This window comes from Vibrio sp. 10N.222.52.C3, assembly GCF_041474195.1.
Classification (GTDB): Bacteria; Pseudomonadota; Gammaproteobacteria; order Enterobacterales; family Vibrionaceae; genus Vibrio; species Vibrio crassostreae_C.
In genome coordinates this window covers 1-20,760 of record NZ_JBFRTQ010000173.1, presented here as the reverse complement: position 1 = coordinate 20,760, position 20,760 = coordinate 1, and the positions used below count along the sequence as shown (strand labels likewise).

The 20,760-nt window shown below is 42.5% G+C and carries 23 protein-coding genes; 7 read left to right on the top strand and 16 right to left on the bottom strand.

Annotated elements, in window-relative coordinates; translation table 11 throughout:
* Positions 1-73: 73 nt before the first annotated feature.
* The 10 genes from uspE to ccoN all read right to left on the bottom strand — a co-directional run bounded on the left by uspE (position 74) and on the right by ccoN (position 9,078).
* Complete coding sequence (gene uspE / locus AB4517_RS21165) at positions 74-1,024, bottom strand: universal stress protein UspE (RefSeq protein ID WP_017066876.1); 951 nt, start codon at positions 1,022-1,024, stop codon at positions 74-76.
* Between the two features lie 132 nt (positions 1,025-1,156).
* Positions 1,157-1,903, bottom strand: coding sequence for an FNR family transcription factor (locus AB4517_RS21160; RefSeq protein ID WP_372149827.1), 747 nt, complete (start codon positions 1,901-1,903; stop codon positions 1,157-1,159).
* A gap of 86 nt (positions 1,904-1,989) precedes the next feature.
* Complete coding sequence (locus tag AB4517_RS21155; protein WP_017059638.1) at positions 1,990-2,664, bottom strand: sulfite exporter TauE/SafE family protein; 675 nt, start codon at positions 2,662-2,664, stop codon at positions 1,990-1,992.
* Complete coding sequence (ccoS, locus tag AB4517_RS21150; RefSeq protein WP_017059639.1) at positions 2,654-2,890, bottom strand: cbb3-type cytochrome oxidase assembly protein CcoS; 237 nt, start codon at positions 2,888-2,890, stop codon at positions 2,654-2,656. Before ccoS ends, AB4517_RS21155 begins: the two co-directional genes overlap by 11 nt.
* Positions 2,890-5,262, bottom strand: coding sequence for a heavy metal translocating P-type ATPase (locus AB4517_RS21145; protein WP_372106292.1), 2,373 nt, complete (start codon positions 5,260-5,262; stop codon positions 2,890-2,892). Before AB4517_RS21145 ends, ccoS begins: the two co-directional genes overlap by 1 nt.
* 5 nt (positions 5,263-5,267) lie before the next feature.
* On the bottom strand, positions 5,268-5,747 hold the full coding sequence (locus AB4517_RS21140) for a FixH family protein (RefSeq protein WP_017059641.1): 480 nt from the start codon (positions 5,745-5,747) through the stop codon (positions 5,268-5,270).
* Positions 5,748-5,855: 108 nt separating this feature from the next.
* Positions 5,856-6,830 (bottom strand): cytochrome-c oxidase, cbb3-type subunit III, encoded by a 975-nt coding sequence (gene ccoP / locus AB4517_RS21135; RefSeq protein WP_017063857.1) that lies wholly within the window; start codon positions 6,828-6,830, stop codon positions 5,856-5,858.
* The gene (locus AB4517_RS21130; RefSeq protein WP_004733679.1) at positions 6,830-7,003 is read right to left on the bottom strand and encodes a CcoQ/FixQ family Cbb3-type cytochrome c oxidase assembly chaperone; all 174 of its coding nucleotides are present in this window, start codon (positions 7,001-7,003) and stop codon (positions 6,830-6,832) included. The genes ccoP and AB4517_RS21130 overlap by 1 nt, the downstream gene beginning before the upstream one ends.
* Positions 7,004-7,012: 9 nt before the next feature.
* Positions 7,013-7,633 (bottom strand): cytochrome-c oxidase, cbb3-type subunit II, encoded by a 621-nt coding sequence (gene ccoO, locus AB4517_RS21125; RefSeq protein ID WP_017059643.1) that lies wholly within the window; start codon positions 7,631-7,633, stop codon positions 7,013-7,015.
* 11 nt (positions 7,634-7,644) lie between these two features.
* The gene (gene ccoN / locus AB4517_RS21120) at positions 7,645-9,078 is read right to left on the bottom strand and encodes a cytochrome-c oxidase, cbb3-type subunit I (RefSeq protein ID WP_009846707.1); all 1,434 of its coding nucleotides are present in this window, start codon (positions 9,076-9,078) and stop codon (positions 7,645-7,647) included.
* A 252-nt stretch (positions 9,079-9,330) separates the two neighbouring features.
* On the opposite strand from ccoN, the gene AB4517_RS21115 reads away from it, so the two are divergent.
* From AB4517_RS21115 to AB4517_RS21095, 5 genes are all read left to right on the top strand, one after another.
* A complete protein-coding gene (locus tag AB4517_RS21115) occupies positions 9,331-9,696 on the top strand; it encodes a hypothetical protein (RefSeq protein ID WP_102321161.1) in 366 nt (121 codons plus the stop codon).
* Between the two features lie 115 nt (positions 9,697-9,811).
* Positions 9,812-10,996 carry an FIST signal transduction protein gene (locus AB4517_RS21110; RefSeq protein ID WP_372149825.1) on the top strand — a complete coding sequence of 395 codons (1,185 nt, stop codon included), beginning with the start codon at positions 9,812-9,814 and terminating at the stop codon, positions 10,994-10,996.
* Complete coding sequence (locus AB4517_RS21105; RefSeq protein WP_372149822.1) at positions 10,996-12,717, top strand: ATP-binding protein; 1,722 nt, start codon at positions 10,996-10,998, stop codon at positions 12,715-12,717. Before AB4517_RS21110 ends, AB4517_RS21105 begins: the two co-directional genes overlap by 1 nt.
* A 512-nt stretch (positions 12,718-13,229) precedes the next feature.
* Positions 13,230-13,904 carry a hypothetical protein gene (locus AB4517_RS21100; RefSeq protein ID WP_108100428.1) on the top strand — a complete coding sequence of 225 codons (675 nt, stop codon included), beginning with the start codon at positions 13,230-13,232 and terminating at the stop codon, positions 13,902-13,904.
* 445 nt (positions 13,905-14,349) lie between these two features.
* Positions 14,350-14,952, top strand: a complete 603-nt coding sequence (locus AB4517_RS21095; RefSeq protein WP_372149819.1) for a DUF2971 domain-containing protein — start codon at positions 14,350-14,352, stop codon at positions 14,950-14,952.
* A gap of 100 nt (positions 14,953-15,052) precedes the next feature.
* On the opposite strand, the gene AB4517_RS21090 is transcribed toward AB4517_RS21095, so the two are convergent.
* The 4 genes from AB4517_RS21090 to matP all read right to left on the bottom strand — a co-directional run bounded on the left by AB4517_RS21090 (position 15,053) and on the right by matP (position 17,622).
* A complete protein-coding gene (locus tag AB4517_RS21090; RefSeq protein ID WP_017066879.1) occupies positions 15,053-16,273 on the bottom strand; it encodes a hypothetical protein in 1,221 nt (406 codons plus the stop codon).
* A 144-nt stretch (positions 16,274-16,417) separates the two neighbouring features.
* Positions 16,418-16,729 (bottom strand): hypothetical protein, encoded by a 312-nt coding sequence (locus tag AB4517_RS21085; protein ID WP_372149816.1) that lies wholly within the window; start codon positions 16,727-16,729, stop codon positions 16,418-16,420.
* A 105-nt stretch (positions 16,730-16,834) separates the two neighbouring features.
* Positions 16,835-17,143, bottom strand: coding sequence for a DUF3634 family protein (locus tag AB4517_RS21080; protein ID WP_372149815.1), 309 nt, complete (start codon positions 17,141-17,143; stop codon positions 16,835-16,837).
* Between the two features lie 23 nt (positions 17,144-17,166).
* Entirely contained in the window at positions 17,167-17,622 is a 456-nt protein-coding gene (gene matP / locus AB4517_RS21075) for a macrodomain Ter protein MatP (RefSeq protein ID WP_010440786.1), read from the bottom strand.
* A 189-nt stretch (positions 17,623-17,811) separates the two neighbouring features.
* Here matP and AB4517_RS21070 point away from each other — a divergent pair, with 189 nt between their 5' ends.
* Both AB4517_RS21070 and fabA read left to right on the top strand, forming a co-directional pair.
* Positions 17,812-19,464, top strand: coding sequence for an AAA family ATPase (locus AB4517_RS21070; protein WP_372149812.1), 1,653 nt, complete (start codon positions 17,812-17,814; stop codon positions 19,462-19,464).
* Between the two features lie 70 nt (positions 19,465-19,534).
* Entirely contained in the window at positions 19,535-20,050 is a 516-nt protein-coding gene (gene fabA, locus AB4517_RS21065; protein WP_017059675.1) for a bifunctional 3-hydroxydecanoyl-ACP dehydratase/trans-2-decenoyl-ACP isomerase, read from the top strand.
* 252 nt (positions 20,051-20,302) lie between these two features.
* Here fabA and rmf read toward each other — a convergent pair whose 3' ends face one another.
* Both rmf and AB4517_RS21055 read right to left on the bottom strand, forming a co-directional pair.
* Positions 20,303-20,476, bottom strand: a complete 174-nt coding sequence (rmf, locus tag AB4517_RS21060) for a ribosome modulation factor (RefSeq protein WP_017059676.1) — start codon at positions 20,474-20,476, stop codon at positions 20,303-20,305.
* Positions 20,477-20,637: 161 nt separating this feature from the next.
* The coding region (locus AB4517_RS21055; protein ID WP_372149830.1) for a GlyGly-CTERM sorting domain-containing protein at positions 20,638-20,760 on the bottom strand (123 nt) is incomplete at its 5' end.

Here is a 20,760-nt window from a genome sequence, read left to right as displayed (position 1 = left end):
CATGCTCGGCGCACAACAAAAACGCCTCAAGCAATGCTTGAGGCGTTTTTTTATAAGTTAAACTATCCCTGACCTAACCTTTCGAAAGGTTAGGGTCTAGTGGGCTGACGTAACCAGACGGTTTAAGAGCCAACACATCACAGTTAATCTTATCGATAACATGTTCCGCGGTATTACCAATAAACACGGCAGACAAGCCAGTACGACCCGTTGTACCCAGAATCACCATCGCAGCGTTATTTTCAGAAGCGACGCGAGGAATAACATCTTCTGGCAAGCCTTGTTCAACCACAGTTTGTTCTTCACACATACCGTGCTTCTGGCGCAATGCTTTCATTGCCGTTAAGTGATGGCCACGAACCGCATCGGTATAAGACGTTGGATCAAACTCTGGCAGTTCAATGGTAATATTCGCAGGTGTCACAGGGTAGGCATTCACCAAGAACGGTTCCGCATCCAAACGACCGGTGATCTCTAGCAATCTGTCGACCATCGTATCGTTAAGCTCTAAATGAGCTTCTGTTTCAGAACCTACATGAACTGAAGCAAAAATCTTCGCGTGATCTGGCCAGAAATCGTTTTTAACCAATAGCACTGGGCTAGGGCACTTTCTCAACAGATGCCAATCGGTTGGAGTGAAGATGACAGATTCCAAAGTATCGTGTTTACGCGTACCTTTGATTAAGATGTCGTGCTCACCACTGTAAACCTCGGCAATGATCGCTTCGTATGGGCGGTTATGCCAAACCACTTGTACATTAAATTCAATAGAATCATCTAGGTAAGGTTCTGCGACTTTATTCATCCAAATTTCGCGTTGATGAATTACGCCTTTGCGCATTGCGTCTCTTTCATCGATAGAGAGCATAGATGTCATTTCATACGAGAAGTCGTATATCGACAAAAAGAAAGTGATGTGGCTTGTTGAGGTGCTTTTCTTAGCAAGTTGGATAGCACGAAATAGAGCAGGCTGCTCATCGTGATTAATGTCTGCGACAACTAAAATTTTGTTATAGATACTCATAACTAAGCCTACTTTTCAGACCGAACATATAAATAATGTAGCGTAGTTATGGAGAGATTAAGAGAAATATAAGAGGTTTTAAGAGAGAAACATGATGTAGCTCATTATTGAACTACATCATTGATATCTAGACTATTCTTTTGAAACGCCAGCAAGTTCCATCAACGCATCGTGATCTTCGATAGTGATATATTTGCCTTTAACGCTCAAGATGTCTGCTTTTTGGAAACGACCTAGAAGACGGCTGATTGTTTCAACAGTCAAACCAAGGTAGTTACCAATATCACCACGAGTCATCGTTAGGCGGAACTCACGCGGGCTGAAGCCACGTTGAGAGAAGCGAGTAGAAAGGTTGTAAAGGAATGCAGCAAGGCGCTCTTCCGCGTTCTTCTTAGAAAGAAGCAGAATCATTTCTTGGTCACCTTTAATCTCGTTACTCATCAGGCGCATAATTTGCTGACGCAATTTAGGCATTTTTCCTGATAGGTCATCAAGAATCTCATATGGGATTTCACATACCATAGAAGTTTCTAGCGCTTGTGCGAAACTAGGGTGTCGGTCACCAGTAATCGCATCGAAGCCAACAAGATCGCCCGCTAGGTGGAATGCAGTAATCTGCTCATCACCTTGCTCGGTAATCGTGTAGCTCTTGATCGTTCCAGAGCGAATAGCATATAGAGATTTAAGCTCGTCACCGGCTTTAAATAACTCTTGGCCTTTTTGAATAGGCTTTTTTCTCTCAATGATCTGATCAAGTTGATCGAGTTCAGATTCATTCAAAGTAAACGGAATACAGAGCTGGCTAATACTACAATCCTGGCAATGGATCGCACAGCCACCAGACTGAACACGTTTCGTCACAGGCTTTTCAGAAATCATAACAATCTTTCACTATTTGATATACGTCAATATTTTAGCATTCCTTTATCCAGTTGGGTAGTAAAAAAACCGGATTTAAAGATTACCTATACGGTATAAATAATGAGCTGCAATGCCATATATCCGGTATAGAAACCGTAAAGGAGGATTAAAATTGCGCCTAATTGGCGAAATAAGTCAGCTTGTTGCAGTTTTTTGAGGAAATTAGCGCCCATGCCTACTGTGAGCATTGCTGGAAGCGTACCTAAACCGAAAGCAAGCATGATACCGGCACCGTTGTACCAACTTCCTGATACGGCCGCCCACGTAAGCATTGAGTAAACTAAGCCACATGGTAGCCAACCCCAAATAAAGCCAAACGGCAAAGCATGGCTAGGGTGCTTCAAGGGTAGAAATGATTTACCTAAAGGAGAGATATAGCGCCATAGTTTCTGCCCGACTTTTTCAAAGAACAACAAGCCGAACCACCATTTACCGATATACAAACCTAAGACGATCATAAAGCCAGCTGCAAATAATCGCAGCCAACCTAGCAGAGCGTTAAAATCGCTTAGCTGACCTATCGAAGAGATTGCACCGCCAATCACACCACCAATCACGGCATAACTTAGCAAGCGCCCTAGGTTATAAAGTAGGGGAATAACAGGGGAAGGTTTACTGTTGCCAATCGAAAGAAGCGACGCAATACCACCACACATTCCCATGCAATGGCCTGCGCCGATCAATCCAACAACAAAGGCTCCGATCCAATCAGGCGTCATCGTTCTTTTTGTCTACGTTAGTTTGGCTTTCGCTGTTAGCTTTCTCATTCTTGACAGGTTTACTATCAGAATGGTTGTGAGCCTTTTCGTCTTCATCAAACAGTATATTGTGACCTTGACGTTCTAGGTCTTCAAACTGTTCGCTCTTCACCGCCCATAGAAAAATACCAACAGCGATGCACACCAGTACAATCGCAATGGGGATCAGGATGTATAAACTTTCCATTATTTACCTTGCTCTTTTAAAAGCCTTAACGAGTTAGACACAACAATAATAGAGCTGGCAGACATGCCCACAACGGCAATGTATGGAGCAACCAAACCCGCGACAGCCAATGGAAGGATAAGTAAGTTATATCCTAATGACCAAGCTAGGTTTTCACGAATTATCTTACGTGTTTTTAACGCCAAAGTACGCGACTTAAGTAATCTATCGAGCTTATCACCCAGTAACACCATATCCGCAGAAGCTTTCGCCACGTCTGTACCGCCGCCCATAGCGACAGAAAGGTGGGCACCTGCAAGAATAGGGGCATCGTTAATGCCATCGCCAACCATCATGGTAATGTCACTTGCATCTCGAGAGTTCAGGTAAGCAAGTTTATCTTCAGGTTTCGCGTTAGCAACAATATCAGTAATACCAATCTCTTCAGCAACAGGCTTCGCGTTAATCAAAGAATCGCCAGTAAGCAGAGTTGTTTTGATGCCCGCTTCTTTAAATTGCTTAATAAACTCGATGCTTTCTTTACGGATTGGATCTTCATAAGTAAATGTAGCGATATGACGACCCGCCATCGACAAGTAAATGCCGTTGCTTTCCGATGGTTGAGCTTCACCTAGAATGAATTCACTACTACCAATCGCAACTTCTTGGCCATTCCACTCACCAGTGATACCTGAACCAATCACGTTATTAACTGACTCTACTTCGATCTCATCAGAAAGATGAGTCTTGAACGCTTTAGCGATAGGGTGGTTAGCGTGTTGTTCCAGGCTCGCCGCTACTTTGAGACAAGTGTCTTTATCAAGTTCAGCGAAGGTTTCAACTTGGCTGATACGAATATCACCCTCAGTCAATGTACCTGTTTTATCGATGATCAAGTGATTCACTTTGCACAAGGTTTCGAATACGTGGCCTTTGCGCAGCAAAATACCGAAGTTACCCATGCGAGACGTTGAACAAGTAATCGCCGTCGGTGTTGCCAGTGACAGAGCACAAGGACACGTTGCTACCAATACCGAAAGCATGATCCAGAAAGCGTCTTCTGGTCGTGTTTGGTGCCAGTAAAACCAAGTACCGAATGAGATGATTAAGATCACCGCAACAAAGTATCGAGCCACAACATCAGCAATTTCTGCAATGCGGGGTTTAGACAATTGCGCTTCGTCTTGCAGGCGAACGATGTTGGAAATCACCGAATCCGCTTTTGATGTCATCACTTCCAGTTCAAACGACTCATCACCATTCAATGTACCAGCGTAGACAGTATCGCCTTCGTTTTTGACCACATGGATAGATTCGCCAGTCAGCATCGATTCATCGATATGAACTCTGCCAGACAATACTTTGCCATCGGCAGGAATGTGCTCACCCGGTAGAACGCGAATTTGGTCGCCAACTTTTAAGGTTTTGACTGGAACTTGTTCGCCATCTAACGTTGTTGCCATAGCAGGAACGAGCTTAAGCAGGTTACCACTAGCAGCGGCGGCTTTACGACGAGCGCGCATTTCAAGGAAACGACCAAGCAGTAGGAAGAAGGTAAACATCGAGATAGATTCGAAGAATACTTCACCTTTCTCTGTCAACGTTGCGACCAAACTTGCAACGTAGGCAAACAAAAGAGCGATCGACACAGGTACATCCATACCCAATGTTCGACCTTTGAGGCTACGCCACGCGTTGATATAGAAAGGCAATGCAGAGTAGAGCAGAACCGGTGTTGCAAAGATTAAGCTCACCCAACGGAAGTAGCTTTTGAATTCGGGCTCAAGGTTACCAAAGACTTCAAGATAAAGCGCAACAGCCAGCATCATGACCTGCATGGTTGCTAAACCAGCAATGCCAAGACGATAGAGATAATTCTTCATCGATCGATGATAGGCGGCTTCTTGTTGATCAGCCTCAAAAGGTGCGGCTTTGTAGCCTAAGGTATGGATTGCAGACAACAGCTCGCTCAGTTTCGTCTGAGTGTTGTCCCAACTGAGCAGGGCGCGGTTAGTCGTGGTATTAACACGAATACTAACAACCCCTAACTTTGAAGAGACTTGCTTCTCAATAAGCCATGCACAAGCAGCACAAGAGACACCTTCTAGTGACAATGTCACTTCAGAGGTATTTTCAGAGTTACGGACGAACTCCAATTGAACATCTTCGTTGTCGTAATGACTGAGTGCCAGAAGTTGCTCTGGCACGAGATCCGCTTTTTCAGCTGGAGCGGTACGATATTGGTAGTAAGAGACCAAACCGCTATCAACGATTGTCTGTGCTACGGTTTCGCAACCCGGACAACACATAGGTCGCACCGATCCTAAGATTTCTACTTTAAAATCCGTTTCCGCTGGTACATCTTCACCGCAGTGATAACAGGATTCACACATAAGCTTTAGTTCGTTAGTTGAGTAGGAGTATCAATAGGGAAGTTCATGCGACCTTGCACTAACCATTCAGAATCATGCGGAGAAAGCTCGATAAACCATGGACCTTGCATTTCATGGTCTAGAGTCAACGTGTAGTTGCCTCTCGCATCAGCAGTCAGTAGCTGAGTAAAATCACGGTCAGGCAGCGTTCGGTGCACGAACATTGCGCTAATAGCAGGGAAGTGGTCTAGCTTGCCTTTGTCTAGGGTAATGATAACTGAGTTACCTTTCTCGCTAACTGAAGCTGATAGGCCAAGCTCTTTAGCAACATTTACTTTTGAAATGTCGACATTAATACCTTTACCTTTTTTATAGTAATCTTCAGTGACAACGTTAACTGAATGGTTGGTAAGTATCGCGACTCGAACCAATGTTAGCATAGAAACGCCAACGGTTAGGAAGATCAAAAACCACGGCCAAAACTGCTTATACCAAGGTTGTTCCATATTATTATTCTCAATATATACAATGAAATAAAACTAATTTTTACAAACACTTAAGGTTATAACTGTAAAAGAAAGACAGCCCCTTAAGAAGGGGCTGTTATTATTATGTTACTCTTTATCTGAGTTGCTGAGGCTCCAGACGTAGGCAGAGACGAGCTGAACCTTATCCTCACCGAGGATGTCCTTCCAAGCCGGCATTACACCAGAACGTCCGTACATGACTGTTTCCGTCACATCAGCGCGAGAATCGCCGAATAGCCAGTCGCGGTCAGTCAAGTCAGGTGCGCCAACAGCAGGGTTACCCTTACCATCAGTACCGTGACACGCTGCACACACTACAAAGCGCGCTTTACCAGCTTCTGCTTCACGTGCGTTTACGCTACGACCTGAAAGGCTAAGCGTGTAGCTAACTACTTCTTTTACGCCTTCTTCGCCAAGAGCGTCTTTCCAACCGGGCATTTGACCGACACGACCATGCATGATGGTAGTAACGATAGCTTGTGGTTCACCACCATATAGCCATGCGTCATCAGTTAGGTTCGGGAAACCTTTCTGACCACGTGCATCAGAGCCGTGACACTGAGAACAGTTTTGTAAGAACAAACGTTGGCCCACTTTGATTGCATCAGCATCTGATGCAATGTCAGGGACAGAACGTAGACCGTTTTCGTCGTGAGCTAGCTTTCTGAAAGCTTCACCAAAGTAGGTGTCAGCATCATCAAGTTCTTTCGCGTATGCGTCTAACTGTTTGTTTGCTTGCGCAGCAGCGATTGCAGAGCGAGACTCTTCTACGCTACGAACTGTTTGGTTTGAACTCGTCCAACCTAGTAGACCTTTAAAGTTGCCAAGGCCTGGGTATAGAGCTAGATAAACAGCTGCAAACACAATTGTGCTAACGAAAAGGTATGTCCACCATTTAGGTAGCGGGTTATTAAGCTCACGAATACCATCGTATTCATGGCCCATATCCTGACCTTCTTCTACACCTGTTTTATCGTTGGAACACCAACGAAGTAAGGCTGCACAGCCAATCAATGTACCGATTGTGATTACTGTTACCCAAATACTCCAGAATGTACTCATTACTTCGTCACTCCTTGATTTTTATCTTTCGCAGGTGCTTCATCAGCGAACACTAGGTTTGCATCTTCGTCGAAGCGCGACTTACGATTTTTACCGAAAGCCCACCAAACGATGCCGATGAAACAAGCAAAAACAGTAACAGTCCAAACACTTTGAAATGTAATAATGTCCATAATTATTCCTTATTTCATTGCGTGGCCAAGCGATTGAAGGTAAGCGATGATTGCATCCATCTCTGTTTTTCCTTCAACATCTTGTTTAGCGTTAGCAATTTGTTCGTCTGTGTAAGGAACACCAAATTGATTACGGAAGATTTCAAGCTTCTGTTTAGTCAATTTGCCATCAAGTACATTCTCAGCAAGCCATGGGAAACCAGGCATGTTTGATTCAGGAACAAGTTCGCGAGGGTCGATAAGGTGAACGCGGTGCCACTCATCAGAGTAACGATCACCAACACGCGCTAAATCAGGACCAGTACGCTTAGAACCCCATAGGAATGGGTGTTCCCAAACGCTTTCGCCAGCTACAGAGTAGTGACCGTAACGTTCAGTTTCAGAGCGGAAAGGACGAATCATTTGGCTGTGACATACGTTACAACCTTCGCGAATGTAGATATCACGACCTTCCATTTCCAGAGCAGAGTAAACACGTAGATTTTCTACAGGTTCAGTAGTCTGCTTTTGGAAAATAAGTGGGGTAATTTCTACTAAAGCACCAAAACTGATAGCAATAACGATAAGAATCGCTAGTAGGCCAACATTCTTCTCTACCAACTCATGGCGATTATTTGAATTTGAGCTCATTCTAAATCTCCTTAAGCCGGTTGAGGGATAGCTTTAAGGCTATCTTTAGGTGCAGAAACAGTTTTGTACGTGTTGTATGCCATTAAGAACATACCAGATAGGAAGATGAAACCACCTAAGAAACGTACAAAGTAGAACGGGTAAGACGCTTCTACAGATTCAACGAAGCTGTAAGTTAATGTACCGTCAGAGTTAACTGCACGCCACATCAGACCTTGCATCACACCAGAGATCCACATTGCTACAATGTAGAAAACCGTACCAATCGTTGCTAACCAGAAGTGAACATTGATTAGGGATACAGAGTACATACGCTCTTGACCAAATAGTTTAGGAACTAAGTGGTAAACCGAACCGATAGAAACCATTGCAACCCAACCTAACGCACCAGAGTGAACGTGACCGATAGTCCAGTCCGTGTAGTGAGATAGTGCGTTAACCGTTTTGATTGCCATCATTGGGCCTTCGAAAGTCGACATGCCGTAGAATGATAGAGAAACGATTAGGAAACGTAGGATTGGGTCGTAGCGAAGCTTATGCCACGCACCAGATAGAGTCATAATACCGTTGATCATGCCACCCCAAGATGGAGCAAACAGAACCAAAGACATAACCATACCTAGAGATTGAGTCCAGTCAGGAAGTGCAGTGTAGTGTAGGTGGTGAGGACCAGCCCAGATATACAGAGACACGAGAGCCCAGAAGTGAACAATCGACAAACGGTAAGAGTAAACAGGGCGACCAGCTTGTTTAGGAACGAAGTAGTACATCATGCCTAGGAAACCAGCTGTCAATAGGAAGCCTACCGCATTGTGTCCGTACCACCATTGCACCATTGCATCGATCGCTCCGGAATAAATCGAGTACGATTTAAACGCAGAGACAGGAACAGCTAGGCTGTTAACGATGTGCAACACGGCAACCGTGATAATGAAGGCTCCGAAGAACCAGTTTGCTACGTAAATGTGCGATGTCTTACGTTTAATCATGGTTCCGAAGAACACGACCGCATAAGCTACCCACACAAGAGTAATAGCAATATCGATTGGCCATTCAAGTTCTGCGTATTCTTTACCAGAGGTTAAACCTAACGGTAAAGTAATTGCAGCGGACAGGATAATCGCTTGCCAACCCCAAAAGGTAAAGGCTACGAGAGGGCCACCAAAGAGACGCGTCTGACAGGTACGTTGTACAACATAATATGATGTTGCAAACAGCGCACTTGTACCGAACGCAAAAATAACCGCATTAGTATGCAGGGGACGTAAACGACTGTACGTCAACCACGGCGTATCAAAGTTTAGCTGTGGCCAAACTAATTGAGCGGCAATCAAAACACCAACGCCCATACCGACAATACCCCACAAAATTGTAACTAGGGTAAATTGACGGACGACCGTATAGTTGTAGTTTTGTTCAAGCTGCTTTTCTTGGCTCATTTGCATGCTTCCAATTTCTTATTTACTACACTTTACTTCCAACACGACTCACGTCGTAATGCCACCCAAATTAGAAAAGGAAATTCAGCCTATTCAGGGCTTTATTTCCACTTGCTGATTTTAAAAAAAAGTGGCATTTTCAACGCGACACTATACTTGAATTAACAAATCAATGACAGAGTAGTAACCTTACGCTTGGTCTGGAATTGGATTTTTATTTAAAAACTTTGAACTTTGTAACAAGGAGTAAAGATTATAATGGCGGCACAAAAGCTAACAAAAGGCAGGCTTGTTCAAATTATCGTCATGTTGGTTATTTTAATAGCTGCATTTACTTGGAGAACAGTAACATACGATAATAACGAAACAGTAAACTGTATAGTTTCAAAACCTTGTAAATTTGGTATTGATAATCATAATGTTTCAGTTTCAAGCAATAACCTAGGGTATTCGATCGAAACATCTAAAACTGGCAAATTTATCATTAGCTATAATGAAAGCGGAATTCTAGAAGAAAAAGGGCCTTCGAATTGGCTGTTACAAACTAATGATAAGACCTCCTCAATAACAGTTACATTTCCACAACAGATAAGCACGTTTTCCGTAAACCTTTCTAAAGAGTAATAGAGGGAAAACTGAGTCACGCCTCGGTTCTTTTGATAGAAATATGTACCAAATCAGTGAAACACCATGCATTAAAGTGTTATAAAGAGAGCATTAATAAAGTTTCCCGGAATCTATGAAATTTCTATCAAAAGTCTCTTATTCCCTAGACGATAAAATCGCAGTAGATGAGTTGCTCAATGGGGTAGAAAACCCTGACGATATTGCCTGTCTTATTTGCTACTGCACAGAAGAGTACTCAACACTCGCTGTGCAGAGATATTTCGTAGATGCTCTCCCTAACACCCCAATACATGGCTGCACCACTTGTCACGGCATTATGACCGAAACTGGGTTCCACTCCGGCCCAGTGATAGGCGTACTCATCATCTATGACTCCGGGATCAACGCCTATGGTACGGGAATCGAACATTTCAGCGACTCCATAGACCGCAGTACCTTCAGCGCGATAGACAAAGCACTCAAGAACGCCAACCGAGAAGGTGAAATTCCTGATCTTATCTTGCTGCATTCCACACCGGGTAACGAAGAAAAGGTGATGGCGGCTATCGATAAGAAATTTGGTACTGAAGTGCCAATTATTGGTGGCAGTGCTGCAGACAACCAGGTTTCCGGAAATTGGAGTATCTTCACCGAAGAGTCGCTGTCTATAAATGGTGTGTCTTTAACGGTAGTGTTTGCGTCTCAGTCCATCTATTCCTCTTTCAGCGCGGGTCATACGCCTACGCGGTATTCAGGCACCGTGACCAAAGTAAGAAACCGAATTTTGTTGGAGATAGACCACAGGCCAGCCGTCACCGTTTACAACGAATGGACTAATTTCCACTTAGATGGCAGTGATGATGGCTACATATTCGAAAAGTCGTCAGTCTACCCATTAGGCAGGAAAGTCGGCTCTTCTTACGATTACCCATATTTCAAATTGTCTCATTCGATCAGAGAGACGGAGTGTAATGGGATTGAGCTGTTCACAGACATCAGTGAAGGCGACACCATCTACCTGATGCAAGGGTCTAAGCAGCAGTTGATTAGCCGCGCCGCGAATATCATTCACTCCTCATACTACAACGACATGGATCTTGAAGAGAAACTAGGGGCGATCAATATCTTTTGTGCAGGCCCAATGTTGAACCTTAAACAAGATATGGATGAGGTTTGTGACCAAATAAATCAAGCACTTAATGGGCTCCCATACATATGTCCATTTACGTTTGGTGAACAAGGCAGGCTCTCTGGTGGCGAGAATGCACACGGGAATTTAATGGTATCGTCTGCAACGTTTTATAGGTTGAAAAAGTAATGGGTTCTGAAGGTCAAGAAGCGCTGCAAGAAGCACGTATTGAACTGCAAAAACTAAAAGCCCGTGAGCGAAAGCTGGCTGAAGAGAACAGGGTGATCTTATCAACCATCTCTGCGATCAGTAAGGCAAGTAACATATCTGAGATATTCTCCAGTCTCGAGTTCGTGCTCAAAAAATACATTAAGTTTGATGACTTTATCGTGGTATCAAGGGTAGGGAACGAAGGCAGTTTCAAAACCCTGCTAAGCAATAACAAAGTCTTCGAACAGATGAATTGGAGTGATTGTGGCAAGTTATCTCGAGTGATCAATGGAGAATGCGCCATCCTTTTTGAACCCAAGTCTCTGGGTGAATTCAATTCCTTACATCCCATTATCCTCGATCAAATCAACTCTGTTCTAATTACTGGTATCGATAGCGGACTAACACAATCCGTCATCATCTTTATCCACTCGAATACCAAGCACTTTAGTATTGAAACTAAGGCCACACTAAACCGTTTTCGACCGTTGATAGAGCGTGCTGTTTTCGATATTGAGAACAAAGAAAAGCTTGAAGCAACCGTTCGAGAACGTACCGCAGAGCTTGTCACAGCAAGAAAAGACGCAGAAAGAGCCAACAAGGCCAAGTCTGAATTCCTCGCGATGATGAGTCATGAATTAAGAACACCGCTAAATGCCATAATTGGCCTAATAGACGCCCTAAAATCCACATCATTGAACGAAGAACAACAGTCTATACTGCTTAATATGAGCACATCATCTGAGCTATTGTTGGCAATTATCAGTGACGTATTGGATTTTTCTAAGATTGAATCTGGGTGTTTCTCGTTGGCTCCTCAATGGAGCAACGTAAGAGACACTGTAACTTTTGTATTATCTGAACAAAAGAAGACAGCAGACGATAAAGGTTTGCCGCTAACAGTAACTAGCGATATCCCTGAAGGTAAACTTCATTACATCGACCCAAGTCGCTTGGCACAGATCCTATTTAATTTGATCGGTAACGCGATTAAGTTCACTGAGCGTGGGCATGTCCATGTTTCTATAAAGTACCAGCAGAGCTCTTTCTATATAACGGTGGAAGACACAGGGATTGGCATTAGCTCGCAACAACTTTCGTCGCTGTTCAGTCCATTTGTGCAAGCTGATAGCACAATCACACGTAGATTTGGTGGCACAGGTTTAGGCTTGGCCATCACTAAAAGACTGGTTGAACTGATGCGCGGGCGCATATCGGTAAAGAGTGAGCCTGGAAAAGGCTCCAAATTCGAAGTACAGTTGCCAGTGCTTACTAGAGTTACGAATAATCTGGCTAACAAAGAAGACGAATCTTCACGAGAGTTAAGAAGCCGTTATTCAGTGTTAGTTGTCGAAGACAATCCAACGAATCAAATGGTGATAAAGTTAATCCTTACAAGACAAGGCCACGAGGTTTTCATCGCAAGTAATGGTGAAGAAGCGATTGGCTTTATTGAAAGAGGCAACGAATCAATAGACATTATCTTAATGGATGTGTCGATGCCGGTCATGGATGGATTAACCACAACCAAATACATGAGAGACGCAAACATCAAAACACCAATCGTTGCGCTAACAGCACACACATCAGCAGAAGACAAATGTTCGTGCTTAGATGTCGGCATGAATGATTTCGTGACCAAGCCAGTAAGAACTAAAGAGATCACAGAAGCAATTGATCGATTAATGCTTGAAGTCTAATAAACGTATTCTTAATCGAAGATTAGGAAATATGTTTATTAGGTATTTTATGGTAAATAGCCTTACTGTTAAATAGAACATCGATTTGGTAGATAAACAAGAGGCAGGGCATCGCACAAAGATACCTGCCTTATAAATACCAAACACCATTTAACATAATACACATAATACGCAGTTAATATGTAAGCCCCAGATAGTAATGTCACTTTTGAGCTAGATTAAAATGTCCTCCTAAGCTTACCTATATTGGTCTGCTTAGGAATTATCCGGATGCTTATTACAATGGACGTTTGTGGCCGTCAAGTTAGCTTAAGCCCTCCTGATAGAGTTGGTATGAGCATTTATTTTTATGTAGCAAAGAACGAGTCCTATCAAAAACACGGTTTCTCGATTCAATGAACCAATCAATACCACCAATCAGGCAGTCAAAATAACCATTTTAAATCAATGATATAAAAGTAGTTGCAAGTTTCATCTATACTCCGTCGCTGTATTAAATCGGAGCCAAAATTTTGCAAACAAACAATGACCAAAAGCAAGCAATTATCTTATGCGCACTACTAATCATTGGATCTACTTTCTTTAATGTTGACCTAATGGTGGCGAGTACTGGTGAGCAAGTCATCTCCTTTGTTTCTGCGTTTATCACATACGTTGCCATTATTTGTTTGTTCTTACGATTCACTAATGTGGACGTTATCAGTTCTAATTATCGAATCTTGATCGGTGTTAGTTTTGTTGGCATGACGATCTTAGAGAATGTTTACCCGGTCATCCTGTACAGTGACCAAATATTTATTACTGAGTACTACGTTATCTTTTGCATCGAACTCGTTCTAAGTATCTACGTTACGAACGTCATAATTAATGTATCCAATATACTTGGCATGTTGGGAAGGCTCTCTCTACTCGATTCATTGCAGGCGAAGAGAAAAGTAAGACGAGATTCAAAAGCTGAAGCAACTCGGGTATATAAAAAGCTCTATCCAGTATTGGAGCTCCTTCTTGATCAAGGCTATAGTTTTGATTCACTGGAAGTTAAAGGTATTGTTAAAGTGTTAGGCGACTTGCCAGCATTGGGAAAGAAGCGAAAGAACTTCGCTAAATCTTATCTCAGAGATGAATTCACATTACGTAAGTTACCGCGTGATCCTTCACACTTAAAAGGGCAAACGCTGTGGCATTAATATCTTCAGATAAAACACTGACACCTAAATCAATTGTCCGTTAGCGCACTTCGGCATTGCATCAACAGACGTGTCAGACCAATCGACTTACGTCATCGCTAGATAAAGCGTTAAACACACTATCGCACTCTCATTGGTAAGGCCGTATGCCATCAATTTTTGGCCTTTCTGGGCTGTAGCTAGTTTCAGCCTCAAGAAGGAGTTGTTAAAACTTCCGAGCAATCCAACAAGTTACGTGTATCTTCCTAAAAAGCTACAACTTGAAAGCTTAGCCTTTATGCAAAATAAACCACTTTAACAGGCTACTATTTCGTGTTTAAATTTTGATCTATCAAACAGTTATATGAATAAATTTGGTGATTAAGCAATCAAATGCTATGCATTCAATCCTTAAAAGTAAATTAAAGTGTTAACATCAGGCAATTTTGTAAACTAGGTGTTTGATATGTTGCCTAAACTTTATAAGTTCAGATCACTCCACGACAGAAACATACAATCTATTTCCGAGTGTTCGTTGTGGTTTGATTACGCTAAAACTTTTAATAACCCTTTTGAATCTAACCACGCATTCAACAAAGAGCTTCAACAAAACTTTAAGATCATGTGTTTCTCTCAGTCGAACGACCACCCAATACTATGGTCGCAGTATGGTGACAACTTTAAAGGCATGTGTATCGAGTATGATCTCAACTGCTATAACGGCGAGCCCAATCTCAACTGTTTTGAAGTCCAGTATGAAGACGAACCGAATATGTTCCGCCCGGCATCGCTAAGAGGTTTACAAACATCAAGACTGGGAGCTGAGATATTCAAAATTAAGCATTCTAATTGGCGTTATGAAAAGGAATACCGCTGGGTATTACCTGATGACGAGATGATCGGAAATAAACTCTACCTTAATAGAGAGTGCCTAAGCTCGGTGATTCTGTCAGAGCACGCTCCTGCCGACAGGAAATTGAAAGTTCTGATGACTTGCCAGCGCCTTGGTATCCCTGTTAAACACGCAATAGCAAAGCAAGAGTCGTTTACCTTCGAAGTGGTCAGTTAAGTAGAGTGTAATCCTACTGTTTAGCGCCAAAACAAGACATTCACATAAAGTTACAGCGCAACAAAAAAGAGAGCGACATTAATGAGACTCTCTCTTTTTATTACATGTTCACCGTAAGCTTTCCCAATCCTTTATCTTGCATCTGCTCAATCGTCGCGATAGACATTTGAACAGTTGAAAACCAATAAGGTCGGTGCTTAACGTTAAATAGTTCACTATTATCTAACGCCTCGAAAACAGAATATTTTCTACCCTGAGCCAAAGCTGCACCATAAACCGTTCGCTCAAGTACTGGAATGTCATTCACTTCCTCTAGAAGTGCCCTCTTGATGAACTGATTTCCAGGGCTCCAATCTATAAATTCAACGAGGTTTTTTAGTAGCTTAAGCTCTAGCTGCTCGACCATTGATTCAAGAAACTGTGTGTTTGGCATCACCTCAGTACAAGCATAATATTCGTCATGCTTGTCACTTGCTTCACGATAACCAAGCATCGTTTTTACCAATGCGTCTTCAAACGTTGAAGAAAAGTGGTTACAAATTAAAAACAAAGGAAGAACTCTCAACACACCAAGTAAAATGCCTACGTTAGGATCTTTAACCGACGTTTCTTGAAGTCGAATTCGAGTCGCATTTGACGTCACGACCAAGTGTTGCCAAACCTTAGGTGTGATGTGTTTAATGTTGCCATCATTCCACTTAATCAGCTGTTGACTCATTAACAATGGGAACAATAAACGACAATTTTCTATTCCTATTTGTCGTGCTGCAACTTTTGGATCGAGAATTACCTTAGATTTCTTTCCATATTTATCTGCAAACTCTTGATTGGAAACAAACTCGATTAAACTTGAGCTCAATGGCCTACTTTTCGCGGATATTTCATGGAGTTTGGAAAAGTTTAAAGATGGCGAATACGCAACACTAGCGAACTGATTGTAATCGGGTAAGTCTGAAAACAACGAACTTATTAAGGTACCTTGAAGCTTCTCAAGCATTAGCGCAGAAGCGGCATTGCTGACATCATCGATAACGTATCGTAAGGTTTGTTGCTTCGCGTCGACTTTTTCACGATGAGCATTGACTCTATCCTGCTCGCAGCGCAATAAAATACGTTGATTGTGAGATATGCGGTCAGATTCATCAAATATGACACTATCACAATACCTATTTTCCAAACTTAGTAACGTGTCTACTGTAGATTGTGCGAGCTTATATTCAGGTGAGATTAACCATCGATTAAAGCGAGCTTCAACATTGATTGAGACCTTCCTTGAGATCTCAACTACTTCAGGGGTATAACTTTTATTTGCTAACAACAACCGTGACTTTCCTTTGCCGTAAATGCTCTTGTATCGGCATATCCTGCCTTTATAAAAAAACTAATATTAATAGAAATTAGAGATTGGTTCACGAAATTGTTTCAATAAAATTAAGGATATTTAGTTATAGTGCGTTGAGAGTGGCTAGTGTGTGATATGTAGCCGGATATACTTTTCTGGAAAGCTGTATTTGAACCTTTTCTTCGTCGGTAGGTGTTTTTTCGCCTGCTTGCAAACTTTACTATCTCCAGACGTTCTCACCTTTTTGATTCTTGCATAACCTTTAGAGTGCTTCATCTCAATCATCAGATCGCAATAACCCTCGAAATCAACATTACTCTTGTTGAGCCCTTTCATGACGATGACTTTTATCTTTTTAGCTACAGGATTAACCAATGCATCGTCGGGAAAAGCGACTGGGGATAAAAAACATAATAGTAATACTAGATATCTCATACTGCTCTCTCTTTGTTGAGGGTGAGAACAGTATGCGGAGATTTAAGAGAAATGAAGGATTAACTTAGTATGAGGATTGACCAGCTAACGCGTAACTCTCAACGATTACGCTTTCTTTGAGCCTTTAGACTTAAAACCATTATGCGGGAACACGTTACGAATACGTTGCTGTACGTTTTTAGGAACATCTTTAGTGAACTTGAGATTGTAACCAGAACGTTTTGCATACACTTTTAGCTCGCCTTTAAAGGTATTGTTATGACCAATCTCTTGAAGGTTGTGCTTAAAGCTCAGTGGAAGATGCCCTTTAACTTGTTCGATCGCCCCGTCGCTAAATTTAATTTTCAATACCGGTCGATCGACTGCTACTAACCAAAAAACTAATACCGCACCGATTAAGATTACGTACATCATAATGTCACCACTACTGTTGATGGTTATTTATCGTCAGAAAGGAGCTTGCTTAAGTCTTCTTTGAGGCTAGTCACCGTCTTGCTGGCCTGCTCACTACGAGACGCTTCGCTAACCAAATACTCGATGGCATCTGAGAGCGTACAACCTAGCTCGTTCGCACGTTGAGATAGCTTTTCCCATACACGGTAATCAAGGTCGATTGATTTCTTCTTTGTATGAACTTGTTCAGCATTGAAGTGGCGTTTTCGCTTAGCTCTGATCGCTTGTTTAAGCTTGTTATCGAGCTCAGGAGACATGTTGTTAGAGATCCACTCAAGAACACCCGTAGGCTGGTGTTCCAGCTTCAATAAGGCTTGAACAGCAACGTCAGCTTCACTTGAATCAATATGGCAAGTAATCGATTCACCTTCTTTCCACTTTTTGACCAGATAGTTCCATTTCCAACCACATTCCAAGTTTTCAAGTTGCTGATATTTCATGTCTAATCTCGAGAGTTAATCCTAGTGACAGCGTAACCCAGAATGGGTTATTTCACAATTATTGTCTTGAAAGAATAGACCAAGATCATACTTATATTAGCTTAGTGATTAGTAACTACCACATAGAGCTACAAGCGAGATCGGTTTTTCTATATACTCCCTACCTCATTATCATAATCAGAAACTTAAATGACTCAAGTAGATTGGCGACATGTTACGCCTCAGTACGACGAATATAGCGCTCAATTAGAGCAATTCCCTGACATCTCGCCTTTCCCGTTTTCAGATATTCAACATAGATTCAAAGATGCGCTAACCCGCTTTGTTCGCTTGTCTAACCTTTCGCGCGTTTTACTGGTAAATGCTCCGGACAATTCAATCTATCGTCAAATGATTGTTGAATCTCTAGTCACTGCTTTAGATGATCACAATCTGCCGGTTATCAAAACTGAGTCTTTAAATGCTGCCTCTCTATTTGACCAAGTTCAATCGAAAGACGGTAAGGTTATTGCGACAAAACCTGGCCTACTGGCTAGAGCAAACAACGGTTATCTGATCGTTTCAGCAAACCTGATCTTGGCAAACCCAGGAAGCTGGTTACTGCTTAAATCTGCGCTGCTTGGTGAAGCTGTCGAGCCTATCAGCAGTAACCCTGAACACTTGAATCAGTCGCCAACCTTACCTCTTACTTACAATATTAAGTTAATTGTAGTTGGAGACAGAGCTCAACTAGGTGACCTTGATTACCTAGACAGCGATATTCAAACCGGTTTTTGCCTATTCAGCGAAATTGAACAGGACATTAAGCTCTCAGAAGACACTCTGACTCAATATCTTGGTTACCTTAAGTGGCTTCAACAACGCTATGAATTACCAAACATCACGCAACAAGCGTTGACTGGCATTCTTACTGCCGGAGCAAGAGAAACCGAAGATCAAAGCTATATCCCACTGTGCCCTATTTGGCACAACGCGTTATTGAACGAAGCTTTGATTGAAGCCGACAATGGTGAGATTGATATTCACCATATCCAGCAAGCTCAACAGCACAAATACAACCGTGAATCTTATCTACCAGAACGCGCCCTTGATGATATTCGTGATGGCCAAGTCATTATCGAAACTGAAGGTGAACAAGTTGGTCAAGTTAATGGATTGACGGTCATCGATGTACCGGGACACCCAATATCGTATGGTGAACCTGCACGAATTTCCTGTGTTATTCACTTTGGTGATGGTGATATTGCCGATGTTGAGCGCAAAGCCGAGCTGGGTGGTAATCTTCATGCTAAAGGCATGATGATCATGCAAGCATTTGTGAGCAGCGCACTAAACCTTGAAGATCCATTACCATACGCAGCTTCCGTAGTATTTGAGCAGTCTTACTGCGAAGTAGATGGCGATAGTGCTTCTCTTGCGGAGTTGTGTTCTCTGGTTAGTGCTTTGTCTGAATACCCTATCAATCAACAAATTGCGGTTACAGGTGCAGTTGACCAATTTGGACGTGTGCAAGCTGTTGGCGGGCTAAACGAGAAAATCGAAGGCTTCTACCATGTGTGTAAGCACAACGGCTTAACAGGCGAACAAGGTGTGATCCTTCCAAGATCGAACTTAAGGCATCTTGCACTAAAGCCTGACCTTATTGAAAGCATTAAGAATGAAGAATTCCATATTTGGTCTGTGTCTAATGTAGACGAAGCAATTCCTCTCATTATGAACAAACCATTTAGAGACGATGAACAAGAAAGCGTTCTGAGTAAAATCGCGGAACGTATTGAAAACTTTGAAAGACATGAGCACCCTATTGGAATCGTTGGACGCATTAAAAACTGGTTTGTCTAGTACTGATCGGACTTGTTTAGCGTACACCTGTTCACTAATATGCACCTATCAAAAATCGGAGTAATTGATAATGCAAAACAAACGTGATTCTTACACTCGCGAAGAGCTTCTAGCATCAAGCCAAGGCGAACTATGGCCACAAGGCCCTCAACTACCAGCACCGAACATGCTAATGATGGATCGCATCACTAAGATGTCTGAAACTGAAGGTGATTACGGTAAAGGTTTAGTTCTTGCTGAGCTGGATATTACTCCTGACCTATGGTTCTTCGATTGTCACTTCCCAGGTGACCCTGTAATGCCTGGTTGTCTAGGCCTTGACGCAATGTGGCAGCTGGTTGGTTTCTACCTTGGTTGGGTTGGCGGCGAAGGTAAAGGTCGTGCTCTAGGGGTTGGCGAAGTGAAATTCACTGGTCAAATTCTGCCTACAGCGAAAAAAGTAACTTACGAGATCCACATGAAGCGTGTTGTTAACCGTCGTCTAGTTATGGGCCTTGCGGATGGTCGCGTACTTGTTGATGGTAAAGAGATCTACGTTGCTAAAGATTTGAAAGTTGGCCTTTTCCAAGATACGTCAGCATTCTAATCTAATAGTTAGATTTTTAGTAAAGCAGCCCATGGCTGCTTTATTTTCGTTCCAATAAATTTAGTTATAGTGCATTAAAGTATCCCGTATTAAGCTTGAAACAGGATAAATCCACCAGCGATACGCTTATGATAGCGAAACTATAATACTTTATAGCTCTGGGGAGCTTATCACTCGTCTGAAACTAACAAGGCTCCAGCCGTTGTAATCAACAGACAATGGAGCCCTGACCTTGAATTCTTTACGCCCTATCTACTTATAGAGACCTGATTGCTTGTCATCTTTGGCGTCACGCCATCCACCTAACCAATAAGACCGAGAATCCATTTGGCTATATGGGCAAGCTTCTTGCGACCGTCCATTTAAACCAGCCTTGTAGCCTTGAGATTGTGCTCGTTCTAGTCGATCACGCTTTTGTCTCTTCATAGTGCAGTCCTCATACGGGTGTTCCATTTACTAACATACAATGATTACAACTTTACGGAGTTTTTGTGACTCCAACTTTAAGAATCGGTCAAATTTTCACTTTTCTCAAGGCGAAAAAAAGCCCGAGTTCAGAATTGTGAACTCGGGCTCAAGAGATAAAATTATTTAAATTTTCTGCGGAACCCTAATAGACCAAGCACAGTCAAAGTTAACCAACCTAGGCTACCACCTTGGCGCTCAACTTTCTCGGAGTCGGTGCTACGAGTTACTACGCTATCAATGTC